Annotated in this window: 14 protein-coding genes and 1 riboswitch; of the genes, 3 read left to right on the top strand and 11 right to left on the bottom strand. The window is 66.5% G+C overall.

Going from position 1 to position 14,568, the window contains the following annotated elements; all coding sequences use genetic code 11:
* Window positions 1–56: 56 nt before the first annotated feature.
* Genes JCQ34_RS17860 through JCQ34_RS17850 form a run of 3 tightly spaced genes read right to left on the bottom strand, consistent with a single transcriptional unit; the run spans window position 57 to window position 1,936 of the window.
* Window positions 57–1,265 carry an O-succinylhomoserine sulfhydrylase gene (locus JCQ34_RS17860; protein ID WP_142132351.1) on the bottom strand — a complete coding sequence of 403 codons (1,209 nt, stop codon included), beginning with the start codon at window positions 1,263–1,265 and terminating at the stop codon, window positions 57–59.
* Window positions 1,266–1,676, bottom strand: coding sequence for a rhodanese-like domain-containing protein (locus tag JCQ34_RS17855; protein ID WP_286399935.1), 411 nt, complete (start codon window positions 1,674–1,676; stop codon window positions 1,266–1,268). It lies immediately after the preceding gene.
* A complete protein-coding gene (locus tag JCQ34_RS17850; RefSeq protein WP_286399933.1) occupies window positions 1,673–1,936 on the bottom strand; it encodes a DUF1737 domain-containing protein in 264 nt (87 codons plus the stop codon). The genes JCQ34_RS17855 and JCQ34_RS17850 overlap by 4 nt, the downstream gene beginning before the upstream one ends.
* Before the next feature lie 13 nt (window positions 1,937–1,949).
* Window positions 1,950–2,065: riboswitch (SAM riboswitch) on the bottom strand.
* Between the two features lie 180 nt (window positions 2,066–2,245).
* Here JCQ34_RS17850 and opgC point away from each other — a divergent pair.
* Window positions 2,246–4,711, top strand: a complete 2,466-nt coding sequence (gene opgC / locus JCQ34_RS17845) for an OpgC domain-containing protein (RefSeq protein ID WP_286399931.1) — start codon at window positions 2,246–2,248, stop codon at window positions 4,709–4,711.
* A gap of 85 nt (window positions 4,712–4,796) precedes the next feature.
* Here the strand turns inward: opgC and JCQ34_RS17840 are convergent, their stop codons facing one another.
* Window positions 4,797–5,051 carry a hypothetical protein gene (locus JCQ34_RS17840; protein WP_286399929.1) on the bottom strand — a complete coding sequence of 85 codons (255 nt, stop codon included), beginning with the start codon at window positions 5,049–5,051 and terminating at the stop codon, window positions 4,797–4,799.
* A gap of 225 nt (window positions 5,052–5,276) precedes the next feature.
* On the opposite strand from JCQ34_RS17840, the gene JCQ34_RS17835 reads away from it, so the two are divergent.
* Entirely contained in the window at window positions 5,277–5,981 is a 705-nt protein-coding gene (locus tag JCQ34_RS17835; protein ID WP_286399927.1) for a TetR/AcrR family transcriptional regulator C-terminal domain-containing protein, read from the top strand.
* Window positions 5,982–5,993: 12 nt separating this feature from the next.
* Here the strand turns inward: JCQ34_RS17835 and JCQ34_RS17830 are convergent, their stop codons facing one another.
* Together JCQ34_RS17830 and JCQ34_RS17825 are read right to left on the bottom strand one after the other, a co-directional pair.
* Window positions 5,994–6,458 (bottom strand): pyridoxamine 5'-phosphate oxidase family protein, encoded by a 465-nt coding sequence (locus JCQ34_RS17830; protein ID WP_286399925.1) that lies wholly within the window; start codon window positions 6,456–6,458, stop codon window positions 5,994–5,996.
* 61 nt (window positions 6,459–6,519) lie between these two features.
* Window positions 6,520–7,449, bottom strand: coding sequence for an aminodeoxychorismate lyase (locus JCQ34_RS17825; protein ID WP_286399923.1), 930 nt, complete (start codon window positions 7,447–7,449; stop codon window positions 6,520–6,522).
* 93 nt (window positions 7,450–7,542) lie between these two features.
* On the opposite strand from JCQ34_RS17825, the gene cls reads away from it, so the two are divergent.
* Window positions 7,543–9,018 carry a cardiolipin synthase gene (gene cls / locus JCQ34_RS17820; protein WP_434738917.1) on the top strand — a complete coding sequence of 492 codons (1,476 nt, stop codon included), beginning with the start codon at window positions 7,543–7,545 and terminating at the stop codon, window positions 9,016–9,018.
* Window positions 9,019–9,059: 41 nt separating this feature from the next.
* On the opposite strand, the gene JCQ34_RS17815 is transcribed toward cls, so the two are convergent.
* The 5 genes from JCQ34_RS17815 to JCQ34_RS17795 all read right to left on the bottom strand — a co-directional run bounded on the left by JCQ34_RS17815 (window position 9,060) and on the right by JCQ34_RS17795 (window position 14,534).
* Window positions 9,060–10,334, bottom strand: coding sequence for a multidrug effflux MFS transporter (locus JCQ34_RS17815; RefSeq protein ID WP_286399922.1), 1,275 nt, complete (start codon window positions 10,332–10,334; stop codon window positions 9,060–9,062).
* Between the two features lie 167 nt (window positions 10,335–10,501).
* On the bottom strand, window positions 10,502–12,583 hold the full coding sequence (gene pabB, locus JCQ34_RS17810; protein ID WP_286399920.1) for an aminodeoxychorismate synthase component I: 2,082 nt from the start codon (window positions 12,581–12,583) through the stop codon (window positions 10,502–10,504).
* Between the two features lie 33 nt (window positions 12,584–12,616).
* Window positions 12,617–13,168 (bottom strand): DUF2231 domain-containing protein, encoded by a 552-nt coding sequence (locus JCQ34_RS17805; RefSeq protein ID WP_286404644.1) that lies wholly within the window; start codon window positions 13,166–13,168, stop codon window positions 12,617–12,619.
* Window positions 13,169–13,241: 73 nt separating this feature from the next.
* Window positions 13,242–13,775: a low molecular weight protein-tyrosine-phosphatase gene (locus JCQ34_RS17800; RefSeq protein ID WP_286399918.1), complete on the bottom strand. Its 534-nt coding sequence runs from the start codon at window positions 13,773–13,775 to the stop codon at window positions 13,242–13,244.
* Between the two features lie 135 nt (window positions 13,776–13,910).
* Complete coding sequence (locus JCQ34_RS17795) at window positions 13,911–14,534, bottom strand: LysE family transporter (protein ID WP_286399916.1); 624 nt, start codon at window positions 14,532–14,534, stop codon at window positions 13,911–13,913.
* Window positions 14,535–14,568 lie beyond the last annotated feature (34 nt).

Genomic DNA, 14,568 nt, shown 5'->3' with positions numbered 1-14,568 from the left:
CATTTGGGCCGCGACCGGGAATCTGCGCCGCGAAAACGGGAAAGCGCGTCGAAAACCTAGATCTGCTTCAGAGCCTGTTCCAGGTCGCGGATGAGGTCGTCCGGGTCCTCAAGCCCCACGGAGAGACGGACCACGCCGTCGCTGAGCCCAATGGCAGCCCGTCCCTCCGGTCCCATGGCGCGGTGGGTGGTGGTGGCGGGATGGGTGATCAGGGACTTGGAATCGCCCAGGTTGTTGGAGATGTCGATGATCCGCAGCCCGTCCAGCAGGGCGAAGGCGGCCTCCTTACCGGAGCGCCCACCCGAAGGAGCAAGCTCCAGCGTCAGGACGGTCCCGCCCGCGCTCATCTGCTTCGCCGCCAGCCCGTACTGCGGGTGCGACTTCAGCAGCGGATACTTCACCCAGCTCACGGCCGGTTGCTCCTCCAGCCACTCGGCCAGCCGGAGGGCGGTGGCGGAGGAGTGGTTGACGCGGAGGCCCATGGTTTCCAGGCCCTTGGTCAGGACCCAGGCATTGAATGGGGACAGCGCGGGGCCGGTGTGTCGCATCAGCTGCTTCACGGGTCCCTCGATGAACTCCTTGGTGCCCAGGATGGCACCGCCCATCACCCGGCCCTGGCCGTCGATGTGCTTGGTGCCCGAGTAGACGATGACGTCGGCGCCGAGGTCCCCGCAGCGCTGCAGTAGGGGAGTGGCGAAGACGTTGTCCGCCACCACGGTGGCCCCGGCGGCGTGCGCCAGTTCGCTGACAGCGGCGATGTCCACGATTTCCTGCATGGGGTTGGACGGGGATTCGAAGAAGACAGCCGTGGTGGGCTTGGAGAGCGCTTCGCGCCACTGGTCCAGGTCCGGCCCGTCGACGAACACCGTCTCCACACCCCATCGGGGCAGGATCTCGTTCAGGACTACGAAGCAGGAACCGAACAGCGAGCGTGCGGCCACTACCCGGTCGCCGGCTGCCAGCAGGGCACCCAGGGCCGTGAACACCGCGGACATGCCCGACGCCGTCGCGAAGCATGCTTCAGTGCCTTCGAGCAGCCGGAGCCGTTCCTGGAAGGTGGCCACGGACGGGTTGCCATAGCGGGAGTAGACGAAGCGCTCATCCTCGCCGGTGAAGGCGCGTTCAGCAGCGGCCGCGGATTCGTAGACGAAGCCGGAGTTGAGGAAGATGGCCTCCGACGTTTCCTGGAAGTTGCTGCGGTCCAGCCCGCCGCGGACTGCCTGGGTGTCGGGGTTCCAGCCGGGGGCGTCTTGGTTGAAGCTCACTTAGTTCTTTCCGAGGTTGGTGGGCAGGCCGCGGTTTTTCCAGCCATTGACGGTCCGCTCGCCGAAGCGGTCGGGATCGCCTTCGAAGCCCTCGAGGACGCTGTAGGCGGTGAAACCCGCCTGGGTGGCGGCGGTGGCCGCGGCGATGGAGCGCTTGCCGGAGCGGCACAGGAACACCAGTTCCGCCTGGGGATCCTCCGGTGCCTGGTTCGTCAGGTCCTTGATGAAGTCCGGGTTGGGGATGCCGCCGGGGAAGGTCCACTGGATGAACAGGGGGTCGTTGTCTGTGGCCTTGGTGTCGGGGATGCCGATGTGGGCCCATTCGCCCTCGGTGCGGACATCCACCAGGACGGCGCCCTGCTCCAGCTTGGCCCAGGCTTCCTGCGGCGTCAGGTCTCCGGCGTAGCTCATGCGTGGCCCTCGCCGTCGAACTCGCCCTCGAGCTCGTCCACGGCAGTGGCCACGGCGGCATCCGCCGAGGCGATGGCGGCCGGAAGGACGATGGCCTGCGCCACGATGACGGTGGTGCCGTTGAAGGTTGCCGCAGGGCTGCCGTGCAGCACGTACCCGTCGGCGAGTGCAGCGGAGATCCGCTCGCAGAACTCACGGGTGTCCGCGCCGGTAATCAGGCGGTAGGACAGTCTTTCGTCAGGGGCGGGTGCGTCAGACACGACGGATCTCCTTCTTTCACGCTTGCAGCTCGAATGGGTCGATATGCCGAGTATTCACCTGAGGCACCCCGCCGCGAAAGGGAGGGTTGCCGACCGGCCAGTCAGGGCTTGGCGCCGGTACTCATTACTCCCCAAAAACGTAACACCTGCGCTCCCGAGCCGCACGGCCGCCGTCGTCATGTTCCGTAATTCGCCGGACGCCCAGGCGACACGCGAAGGCCCGCCGCCCGATAAAGTCTTACCGGGGGCACCGCCCCGTCGCCTAAGCAACGGGCAGCAGAGCAATGAGTACCGGGGGGTCCTTGCAACATGCGGGCAGTGACATCGCACCACCACGCCATCTGGCGGAACCGTCCGCGTTCTGCCGTCGCCTATCTGGCAACCATCGTCATCGCCTTCCTGGCCGTTCTGGCGCCGGCAGGTCCGGCGCAGGCGGCCCAGACTGCACCTGACAACGGAAAGCCGTGGTTGGGTGCCGTCCTTGAGTGGGGCGAGGATACCGCCGCAGGCTTCAGCGACCGGCTGGGTGCCAGCCCCGCTGTCTTCGGACACGACATCACCATTCCATTCCGTGACTCGGAACGGAATGACATCGACGGCTTCCTGCAGCAGGCCGCAGCCAAAGGCTCCCACGCCCTGCTCACGGTGAAGCCGTCGGTGCCGCTGGACCAGCTCGGCACCAGCGAGGCCGAAGCCTTCGCACAGCAGGTGCACGGCCTCACCTCCGGGTTCAAGGGGCAGCTGCTGATCCGGTTTGCCCCTGACATGAACACCAGCTGGGTGGGCTGGGGCCAGCAGCCCGCCGCGTACCGCCAGGCCTTCCAAGCAGTGTCCAAGGCATTCAAGAAGGACGACGGCGGCCGGGTCGCCATGGTGTGGTCACCTTACCTGGGCAAGGACTACCCCTTTGACCGGAGCCGGAACGCGCCGCAGCCGGGAAGCGACGGGTTCGCTTTGCTGGACACGAACGGGGACGGGGCCTGGAACGGGAGCGATAACGCCTACGCACCGTATTACCCGGGCGACGACGCCGTGGACTGGGTGGGTCTTGCCGCCTACCACGACGACACGGCCGGCGGAGCCGCCGTCAACACCGTGCCCCGGGCCGGTGAACTCCAGGAGATGCTGACAGCCTCCGGGGGCGAAAACTTCTACGGCACCTATTCAGAGGGGCGCCGGAAACCCTTCCTGCTCCAGACGTCGGCCTTCTACAGCCCTTCAACGGGCGGCGCACCCGAAGCCGACATCAAAACCGGCTGGTGGGACCAGGTGGTGGGAACTGCCACCTCCCCGGGATTCGGCCGCACGGCCGCCGTCGTGTGGGATGAGCGCACCAGCACCAGGGACACCGGGGTGGCGAGCATCAGCTGGCTGCTCACCGGAAGCCCGGAGATTGCCAAAGCGGCGGCGGATCGGCTGAAAGCCTCGCCGATGGTCACCGGCCCTGTGACCGATCAGGCATCCACCGGCACTTATGTCCGCGCCAACACACTTTCCGGGCCTGCTGCCTGGACTGTTGCCGCTGCCATGCTCATCCTTCTGGTGGCCCTGTGGCAGGTTCCGCGCAGGATCAATGCAGCCACGGCCTGGAGCTACCAGGATCCTTCCACCAGGGACTCGCGCGTAGACTTGTTGCGCGGCATGGCCATCGTCTTTGTGGTGGTCAACCACCTGGGCATGGCCTCGCTGTTCCAGTTGCTCACGCAGGAGGCAGTGGGCTTCGTGTCAGGCGCAGAGCTGTTTGTCCTCTTCTCCGGACTGGTGGTGGGCATGGTGTACGGGCCCAAAGCCAAGGAGGACATCGGACGGGTTGTGGACCTCACCTCACGCCGGGCCGGCAAGCTCTACCTGACGGCGCTCGCCGTGCTGATCGGCGTCTTCCTGTTGTCCCTGCTCCCGTTCTTCCACACCGAGGCGCTGACCACCTTTGTGGACCAGGGAACCGGCGGCGCCGGGCACAACGGTGCCGGCAGGACTTACGACCTCTACGCGGGCATGTCCTCGCTGTTCCAGTTCCCCGTGCCGCCCCAGGTGCTGCCGGCCATCATCCTGCTGCAGTTCGGGCCGTGGCAGTTCAACGTCATGGGCCTCTACGTGGTGCTTCTGCTGATCAGCCCGCTCATCCTGGCGGCGCTGAACCGTGGAAAGGCCGTTTGGGTGCTGGCGGCGACCCTCGCCGTGTACGCGGTGGGTACGGTGACCAGGTTCCGCGTCCTGCCGTCGCAGTTCGAGGATTCGTTCCCCCTGCTGGTGTGGCAGGTGCTGTTCGTGCTGGGGCTGGTTGCCGGTTATCACCGCCGTGCCATCATTTCCTGGCTGTCCAGGCACATCTGGGTGGTGGTTGCCTGCACCGCCGCGGCGTTTGCGCTGGCCTTCCTGTCCTGGGGCAACCCCTACCTGGCCAACAACTACGACGTCCGCCTGGCGCTCATGCCGGACGCGGCATACCGCGGCATGTACGACGCCCTCTTTGGCCGCACGTACCTGGCTCCCGGCCGCCTGCTCAATGTCATGGTTTTGGTGGTAGCGGCCTACGCATTCCTCAGCGCCTACTGGAAGCCGGTGCAGCGGGCCCTGGGCTGGTTCCTGATTCCACTGGGCCGGGCCACGCTCTACGTGTTCATCATGCACGTGCTGCTGATCGCCGTCGTAGCCAACATTCCGGCGCTGCAGCAACAGAGCATTTTCCTCAACACCGCGGCCTATGCCGTGGTCCTGGGACTGCTGTGGGTGATGGTGCGCACCAGGTTCCTCTTCCGGATCATCCCCACCTGAGCCGGACATGAAAAATGCCGTGGCACCGGAGTGCCACAGCATGTGTTCGTGCGCCCGCGGGTTGCCCCAAGGCGGCCCGGGGAAGCTAGACAAGCCCCGGATAGCTGGCGAGGATATAGTCTGCGGCGGCTGGGCCCTTCATGCGGAGTCCGTTGTGGCCGGGGTTGATCCTGTGCTTCATGGCTGACCAGAAAGTGGATTCGCTGCCGAGCGGCTGCTGATTGATCATGCACCAGCTGGTGTACAACCCATAGAGCCGGTCCCGGTCCAGGGTGAAGCCGGAAGCGTGGTCGGAATAGGTGGCTTCGTTCAAGAAAAGATCGAACTGCGAATTGGCCATGACGGCGTCCCTTCGCTCGGTGCCTGGTGCCGCCGGTAGGCTACAGCGGCGAATCTCGATGCCCTGCACAAGATGGCAAAGGATTTTGTAGGCGTTCCCCTCGACTTTCGGGGAGCGCATGTGCTCTCACCACGACGTCTACACTGTAGACTTTACCTGTAGACCAAATATGAGGCAACCGGCCCGGCGCCTATCAGGACCACGGCCGGCAGTGAGGATTTTTCGATGGCTTCCGCCGATACTTCCGGGCCCGGCTCGCCCAAAACGAGGCTCAGCAGGGACATCGTGCTGGCCAAAGCCCTGGAACTGGTTGACGCCGAAGGCCTGGAAGCGCTGAGCATGCGGCGGCTGGGGCAGGAACTCGGCAGGGATCCCATGAGCCTGTACCGGTATGCCGAAAACCGCGCCGCCCTGCTCGACGGCGTGGCAGAGCTTGTCCTCGACCAGCTCTCAATCGATGCCGGGGACCCGGACTGGAAAGCGCAGCTGCGGGTCCTTGCCCACGAGCTGCGCGGCCTGGCACTTGAGCACCCCAACGTTGTGCCCTTGCTGGTGACGCGGCCCCTGTCCACTCCGCTGGGCCTGCGGCCGCTGGGCACGCTGCGGCCGCTGGAGCAAATCCTGTCCCTGCTGGTGGCGGCAGGATTCAAGCCGGCCGATGCGCTCCACGTCTACCGCGCCTACTACGGCTTCCTCTACGGGCACATCCTCAACGAGCTGCAGGAGTACGTGGTGGACCCGGAAGAAAACGAGGTGCTGCTGCGGCTGGGGCTCCACCGCCTGCCTGCCAAGGAGTTTCCCAGGCTGCGTGCCCTGGCTCCGGCCCTGGCGGAATACGACGGCGCCGCGGAGCTTGATCAGGGACTCACCATCCTGCTCTCCGGGCTGGAGGCACAGCTTTCACGGCAGGCGGCCCGTTCCGGCGCCTGACGCAGGCGCCTGCTACTCGAACGAGGCGCGGCGCCGGTCCTGGACCCGGGTGTTCCAGACGTCCGGCCGGTTCACCTGGAACCTACGCCCTGTCAACGCCTTAGCTCCCAGCCTGACATAGTTGGCCTTCTCGCCGGGCTGCCACGGCTCCAGGCCAAGGCCGTCCACTGCATCCCTGACGGCCTGGTCCTCAATGATTTCCGTGTCGCCCCGGACCACCACGCTCCAGGCCCGTTCAGTGGAGGAGTCGTAGCCGTCGATTTCCAGCGCGGCCGGCCGTTCCATCCTGGCGCCCCAGAGCTTTGACCCAGGAGCCGTGCGGAAGACGATGCTGCGCAGGTGCACGACATAGTTCACAGGGAAGATTTCCGGATGCTCGTCCACCACGATGGCCAGACGGCCCACCGTGTCATTGTCGAGCAGTTCCCAGCAGTCGTCGAAGGACAGGTTTTCGATCGGCAGGTTTCGCGAGTCCATGGTCCACACCTTACGGGTGAACCGGGAGCGGGAAAAGGGATTAAGCGCCTGTTGCAGGGGCCTACTGGATGCCCGCGAAGAGCCCGCTCAACTCTGCAGTCAGCTCCTTCTGGAGGGAGGGGCTGCCGATCTGCTTTCCGTCGATCGTGTTCACGGGAGCAAGCAGGCGGACGCTGGAGATCAGCCAGACCGCATCCGCGTCCAGGAGGTCCTGCGGTTCCAGCGGGCCGTAGCCCAGCTCCCAGCCCGCCGCCTTCGCGGCAGCGAAAAGGGCGCCCTGGGAGGTTCCAGGGAGGATGCCGCTGTCCAGCTGGGGTGTGATGAGGCGCTTCACCGGCGTGCCGTCGTCGGACTTTCCCGCATGCGCCAGCAGGACCGTGGACGTGGGGCCCTCCAGGACGCGGCCGTCGGAGGACAGGAAGATGACGTCGTCCGCGCCCTGCTTGTGCGCATAGCGGAGCGCTGCCATGTTGACGGCGTAGGAAAGAGTCTTGGCGCCCAGGAGCAGCCAGGGTGCCCGTTCGGCCACGTCGCTGTCGTAGCCGCGGTCAAGGAGGATGACGTCGATGCCCGTTTCGCGCTGCCGGCGGCCGGCTGCCCCGGCGGGCGATGCCTGCACCCAGGCCGTGGGAGCGGGGGCGCCCTCCACGCCGCGGGTCACCACCAGCTTGACCACCAGTTCATCGGCGGCAGGGTCTGCCGGCGGGTTCTCTGACCGGTGCCGGGCCACGGCAGCGGCAATGGCACGCCGCCACGCGTCCTGGTCCGGGATGTCCAGGTCCAGGGCTGCGGCGGAGCCTGCCAGCCGGTCCAGGTGGGCCTGCATTTTCCGCACCGACCCGCCCACCGCCAGCATGGTTTCGAAGACGCCGTCGCCCCTTGTAACCCCAAGATCCGTGACCAGCAACTGGGGTTGGGACGCGTCGGCCGCCCTGCCGTCAGGAAATGCGGGATCGAGGAAAAGGAGAACCACTGGGGCTGGAGAGGTCATGGCACCAGCTTAGTGCGGCACCGCGGATAAGCTGGGCAGAGCGCCCCGGCCGGAAGCAGTCCTCCGGAGCCCAATTTCCCGGGAGTTATAGACGTGTTGTGGCCTTTTTCGCTTGCCGGCACCGCGCCCACGTGGGTGGTGGTCCTCCTGGGCTTTGCCGACCTGGCCATCAGGGTCCTGGCCCTGGGCATCATTCCCGGCAACAGGCGCCCCACCACGGCCATGGCCTGGCTGCTGGGGATTTTCTTCATTCCTTTCGTCGGCATCGTCCTGTTCCTACTGTTCGGCAATTTCCAGCTGTCCCGCCGGCGGCGCGCGCAGCAGCAGCTGGTCAACGACCGGGTACAGGCAGGCATCACGGCGCTGTCGGATGTAGAAAGCGACTACCCCGGCCCGGAGTGGGTCAAGTCCGCCTCTGAGCTCAACCGCACCCTGGGGTCGCTGCCCATGGTGGACGGCAACACGGTGGACCTCATTCCCGGTTACCCGGACTCCATCCTGGAAATGACGAAGGCTGTGCGGAAGGCGAAGAAGTTCGTCAATGCCGAGTTCTACATCATGAGCTCGGACCACGTCACCAACGATCTCCTCACCGCCCTGGAGGAAGCGGCCGAGCGCGGCGTCGAAGTGCGCATCCTGTTCGACCACATCGGCACGCTGCGCATCCAGGGGTACAGGAAGCTGCTCAAGCGGCTCAAGGCGGGCAAGATCCAGTGGAAGCGGATGCTGCCCCTCCTGCCCATCCACGGTCAGTGGCGCCGCCCGGACCTCCGCAACCACCGCAAGATCATGGTGGTGGACGGTGAAATTGCATTCACGGGGTCGCAGAACCTGATCGAGCCCTCCTACAACAACCCCCGCCACCGCAAGGCAGGCCGCGAATGGGTGGAGCTGATGGCATGCCTGCGCGGACCCATCGTCACCACCCTGAACGTCGTGTTTGCCACGGACTGGCTGAGCGAAACCGACGAATCACTGGAACACCAGCTGCAGCTTCCCTCGGATCCGCATCCCGGTGGCATCACGGCCCAGGTGGTGCCCAGCGGCCCGGGGTTCATCACCGAAAACAACCTGCGGCTGTTCAACACCCTCATTTACTCGGCGCAGCACCGGATCTCCATCTGCAGCCCCTACTTCGTTCCGGACGATTCCCTGCTGTACGCCATCACCACGGCGGCCCAGCGGGGCGTTGACGTGGAGCTGTTCGTGTCCGAAAAGGGCGACCAGTTCCTGGTCCACCACGCCCAGCGGTCCTATTACGAGGCCCTCCTGGAAGCCGGCGTGCGCATCTACCTGTACAAGGCCCCGTTCGTGCTGCACGCAAAGCACTTCACCATTGACGACGAAGTGGCCGTCCTGGGCTCCAGCAACATGGACATGCGGTCCTTCTCACTGAACCTTGAGGTGTCCGTGATGCTCCTGGGCGAGGACATCGTGAACAAGATGCGCGCGGTGGAGGACACCTACCGGGACATATCCCATGAGCTCAAGCTGGCGGACTGGCTCAACCGCCCGCTCGCTGCGCGCTACGTGGACAATGTGGCCCGGCTGACGGCCACCGTGCAATAGCCACCGTCCAATAGAGGTACGTGCACTAACTGCCGCAACCCCTAGTCGTCGGCACTTACCCGCTGGCCGTCGTCGCGCCCTGCATGTTCCGCCCAGCCGCCCTTCCGGTAGGCGGGCGTTCCCACGGCTAGCACCGTCACCGCCAGGGCGCAGCTGCCGATCATGACGATGACCATCGACAGCGAATTCCCGCCCAGGACCCCCACCAGTGGGCTGACGAGTCCGGCCACCCCGGACTGAAGGGCGCCGATCACCGCTGCCGCGGTTCCCGCCATGTGGCCGTAATTGTGCAGTGCCAGGACTGAGGCGTTCGCCGGGACCATGCCCTGCATCGACAGCACCAGCCAGAGGCCTGCGACTGCCCCGAATGCTCCGCCGGCACCCGTTGCCACCACCACGAGCAGCAGCAGGGCCAGGACCAGCTGGACCAGCAGTGCGGTGCGCAGGAGGCGTACCGGCGGGAATTTCTTGACCAAGGCGGCGTTGAGCTGGGCCGACAGGACAAGCGCGGCGCCGTTGAGTGCGAAGACGAGGGCAAACTGCTGGGCGGTGAGGCCGTACTCGTTTTGGAAGACGAAGGGCGACCCCACCACATAGCTCATGATCAGGGCCAGCCCCAGCCCGGGAATGACGGCCAGCGCCATGAAGTGCCTGTCCCGCAGCAGCGCCCAGTAGGCCCTGGCAACGTGCTTGGGGTGGCCGGGACTGCGCCGGTCCTCCGGCAGCGTCTCCGGCATGAACTTCAGGACGATTGCCACCAGGACCACCCCGATGAGTGCCAGCGCGTAGAAGACGGCACGCCAGTTCCAGGCCCCGGCGATGGCCTGCCCCACGGTGGGGGCAAGGAGCGGCGCCACGCCGATCACCAGCATCAACCGGGAGAGCAGCTGGGCGGCAGCCGAGCCAACAAAGCGGTCACGGATCACGGCGAGTGCCACCACCGCGGCGGCCGCATTGAAGAAGCCCTGCAGCACCCGCAGCCCCGTCAGCGTTTCGATGTTTGGGGTCATGGAGCACAGCAGCGAGATGGCCACGTGCAGGGTAATGCCGATGATGAGCGGAAGCCGCCGCCCGAACCGGTCCGAGAACGGGCCGATCACCAGCTGGCCGAACCCTGCCCCGACCAGGGTTCCGGACAATGTCAGCTGGGCCGCGGTCTGGGTGGTGTGAAGATCGGCTTCCACGGCGGGCAGCGAGGGCAGGTACATGTCCGTGGTGAGTGCCGGAAGCGCGGCCAGGGCGCCCAGCATGAGGACATATTTGAAGCTGCGCGGTGCCTGCTTGCTGGTGGTGCGGGGATGGGAGGAGTCCGTCACGCGGCAAACCTAACTCGTTGAAGCGCCTTGGAGCCCGCCGCATGGCTTGAGCGGTTCAGCTGACGCTCTGAGGCCCTACCCCCGGTGCCGACTTCCTAAACCGGCGTCCGCAGTGTGGATGGAAGGCACGATGGAGGCCGCGTGGCAGGGGCGGGGCGGTCCCTGTGTCAGGCTTCGGGGAAGGTTGTGCCCAGGGTTGAGAGCACACCGTAGGCCTTGGTGCGAATCTCTTCATATTCCTCGTCAGGAACGGAGTCCGAGGTAATGGCGCCGCCGACGCCGAGAGAGAGTTCCACGGTCCCGTCCCCCTCCGTGTTGAGCACCAGCGTCCGGATGGCGACGGCGAGGTCGGCCGCCCCGTTGAGCGAAAAGTAGCCGACGGCGCCGGAATAGAGCCCCCGCGGCCCCGCCTCCAGCCGGTCCAGGATGGCCATGGTGCTGATCTTGGGGGCCCCGGTCATGGAGCCCGCCGGGAAACAGGCTGCCACCGCCTCTGCCCGTGGTGCCCCCGGGAGGAGCTGCGCGTCAATGGTGCTGACCATCTGGTGCACGGTGGCGTAGCTTTCGATCGCGCAAAGCCGGCTGACCGTAACGGAGCCGGGTTCGGCGAAGTGGCTGAGGTCGTTACGCAGCAGGTCCACGATCATGATGTTCTCGGCCCTGTCCTTCAGGGAGGTGGCCAGGTCCGTGCGCAGCCTGCCGTCCTCCTCCGGGTCGGCGGCCCGGCGCCGGGTGCCCTTGATCGGTTCAGCGCGCATCCCGCCGTCGGACGCTATCTTCAGGAACCGCTCGGGTGAGGTGCTGGCCACTGTGAGGTCTCCCAGCCGGAGGTAGCTGGCAAACGGCGCCGGGTTCCTGCGGCGCAGTGCCAGGTAGGTGGCCCACGGGTCCAGCGAGCCGGCCGGGATCCGGGCTTCGAGCGTGGTGGTCAGGCACACCTCGTAGGTGTTTCCCTGGGCAATCTCGTGCTGGGCGGCGGCGATCTTTTCCCGGTACCCGGCGCCGGTGTCCCGGCTGAGGAAGGCCGGCGGCGGGGAAGGTACGACGCCGGTGCTGCCGCCGGCTTCCACGGTTGCGCCCGCTTCCACGGCTGCGGCGGCTTTCACGGCCGCCCGCGCCCGGGCCAGCCACTCGCCGGCGTCGGGTGCCTCCAGCGCCAGCAGCCAGGTGGCCTTTTCGGCATGGTCCAGGACCACGGCCCGGCCGGCGAAAACCAAGGCGGCGTCCGGGGTGGGGGCGGACAAGTCGCTGCCGCCCGTTTCGCGCTTCAACTCATAGCCCAGGCAGCCCAGCCAGCCCAGCGTGAATTCACCGGGGTAGCCCTCCGGGCTGCGCACCGCCCGACGGCCCCAGACGCTATCCAGCCACCGGAAGAACGGGCCCGGGACTTTCGCGGTGCAGGAGCCGGCGCTGATCCGGCTTACCCCCGAACGGTGCGTGACGGACTGTCCGAACGTGCCGCCGTCGTCCGCCATGATGCTGAACCGGCTGCGCCCGGCGGCAGTACGCACCGCCGGGTCCGGTTCGTCCTGTCCACCTGTACCCGCGTTCGAGGAGTCCAGCCACACGGCATTGCCCGATGCTCCATAGAGCGACTGGAACAGTGCAGGCGCGCCCGGCGCGGTATCCAGCCGCTCGGCGTGCAGCCGGAGGCCCCGGCGTGCGGAGAGTTCAGGCGCGAGGACCTGTGCCAGGGCAGGCAGGTAGGGGAGGAGCTGCAGCAGGTCGTACGGGGCCGATCCGTCTGCAAGGTTCTGTACGCGGAGGTCAGCGTGTCGGGGCACGTCGTCGCGTCCCAGCCACTCTTCCTCCTGCGCAGCCCAGCGGTCCCAATGTGGTTCAAAGGTTGCGCCGTCCCGGTCCAGCGCCCGGGTCCGGCGGACGTCGTCCGGCGACTCGGCCCAGACCACTGCGTCAATCAGGGGGCGGGCGGCTTCCGCGGCGGCCCCTACGCCCTCCACGATGACGATCTCCGCGGGCAGCGTCACCCGGGCGTCGCCGTCGTAATGGTTTTCCCAATCCCAGCTGGTCCAGGCGGCAGCCTCGCCGCGGCTCAGCGGCGTGAGGACCGTGGTGACATAGCGTTCGATGCCGGCGGCCAGTCCGTCCCAGCCGGGGTAGATCTCCTCCAGGTGGAACAGCGAGACTTTGTGGTGGGCGCGGAGGCGTGCCGCGAGTTCGACGGCGAGGGTGGTTTTCCCTGCGCCGGAGCGCCCGTCGACGGCGATGATGACGGGGGCTGGGCTCATGGACTAGAGCGTACCGTTTTCCGTTGTCCGCTTTCAGGCATGAAGCACACCCTGCCGTGACGCATGGCGGCCGCTGCTGAGGTGGCCGCCCAGGAACCCGCTCACCAGCAGAAGGACTGCTCCGGCCCGCCCCAGCCGCACGCCCAGCCGGTGGTTGCCGCGGGAGCGGGCACGCCAGGAAGCGGTGTAAACAACGGTGGCTGCGGCATTGGCGCCGGCGTGCACGATGCCCACACGCTTCAGGGGCCGGTCCTTGCCGGACCAGGTCGCCCAGCCGGACAGGGCGGTGGGAACGGCGGCAATGACGCCGAGGGCCACCAGCCGCTGGGCGGAGCGGCGGGAACTGTCGTCAGCAAAGAAATCCAGGAACACTGCCGACCACCAGGCGCCGAAGGGCCCGTCGGTGAGGATGGTGTGCAGCGGTATGCCGGTAATGTCGCCGCGGACAATTGACCGGATCCGGGGCTGCGACATCAGCCTGGATGCCAGTGGCTCCGCTGCTTCGACAGCGGCGTCCAACGTCGTGGCATCCTCAAGGCTGCCAAGGAAGCGGGTGTACCTGCCGGGGCTGGAAGCGGCGCGCATGAGCACAAAATACTCCTGGTGCCGCCGTGCCGCACCCGTTTTTGCACCCGCAGCCTCTGCCGGGCGCTTTCGGCTAGTGCGGTTGAAGCTGGGTGTTCTGCAGGACCGCGCCCTTGATGTGCTGGACCAGGCCCGGCAGGGCGGCGTGGATCTGATGCCAGACTGCATCGAAATCCGCGTGCCCGCCATACCAGGGGTCCTCGATGCCCTGGTCCAGCCGGTCAAGGTCCGCCATGGCCGGATCAAAACTGCGAAGCATCCGGATTTTGTCCAGCGCTTCCCGGTCAGGGGCGGCTTCGGTCAGCCAGGCGTAGTGGTCAATGTCCAGCGCCAGGATCAGGTCGCGCTCGCGGAACCACTCAGGCTCCCACTCCCGGGCCACATGGTGCTCCGAGGCCAGCTGGGTCACGGCCAGCCGGCGTGCCGCGCGGGGATCGATGGGCCGGCCGGCCTCATAACCGGTGATGCCGGCGGAGTCCACCTCCACCAGTCCGTCAAGGCCCTCGCGTTCCAAGGCCGCCTTGAGCATAAGCTCGGCCATGGGAGACCGGCAGATGTTGCCCGTGCAGACGGTGATTACGCGATATGCGCTCGACGTTGAGTTCATGGAACCAAGCATGCGCGCTGGCGAAGCCTCTTGGCTACCCGCCTGTTCACATTGTTTTACAAGCTTGTAAAGATGCATTACCGGGTGGGAAATGGGTACGTACCATGCTGGTGGCGAACCGGCAAAGAGCGCTTGTCAGTGGATCAGGGCCAGCAGGATGCCCACGCCTACGAACAGGACGCCGAAGACCCTGCTGAGCACTGTTTGGCCCTGCTCGGTGCTGGTAAAGCGCTGGAACGAACGCGCGGCGGCCGCAAAAAAGAACCACATCACAAGGATGTCGATGGCCACAATGGTGGCCGTGAGGACGGCGTACTGGGTGAACAGGGGTTGGTCCGGCCGGATGAACTGCGGCGTGAAGGCAAGGAAGAAGACTATTGCCTTCGGGTTCAGCAGGTTGACCCAGAAGCCCCGCCGGAAGATGGACCACGTGGGTTCGTTGCGCAGGGCGGCCGCCTGCTCCTGCTGGGCCGTGGGCTTGCTGAGGAACTGGCGGATGCCCAGGTACACCAGGTAGGCGGCGCCGGCGTAGCGGATCACGTTGAAGGCGACGGGGGAGCTTGCCACCAGCACGCCAACGCCCAGGGCCACGATCAGGACGTGCACTACGAGGGCCGCCTGCTGGCCCAGGATTCCCCATATGGAGCGGCGGAAGCCCGCGTTGAGCGAGTTGCTCATGGTGTTGATGGCCCCGGCCCCCGGGGTGAAACTGATCAGGACGCCGGCGCCCGCCAGGGCCAGCCACAGGGAAAATTGCACTAACCAATCTTACGCGGGCAACAGCAGGCCCCTG

It is taken from the genome of Pseudarthrobacter defluvii, assembly GCF_030323865.1.
GTDB classification, from domain to species: Bacteria; Actinomycetota; Actinomycetes; order Actinomycetales; family Micrococcaceae; genus Arthrobacter; species Arthrobacter sedimenti.
Note: the sequence above shows the minus strand (reverse complement) of the source record. Positions and strands in the feature narration are given on the sequence as shown.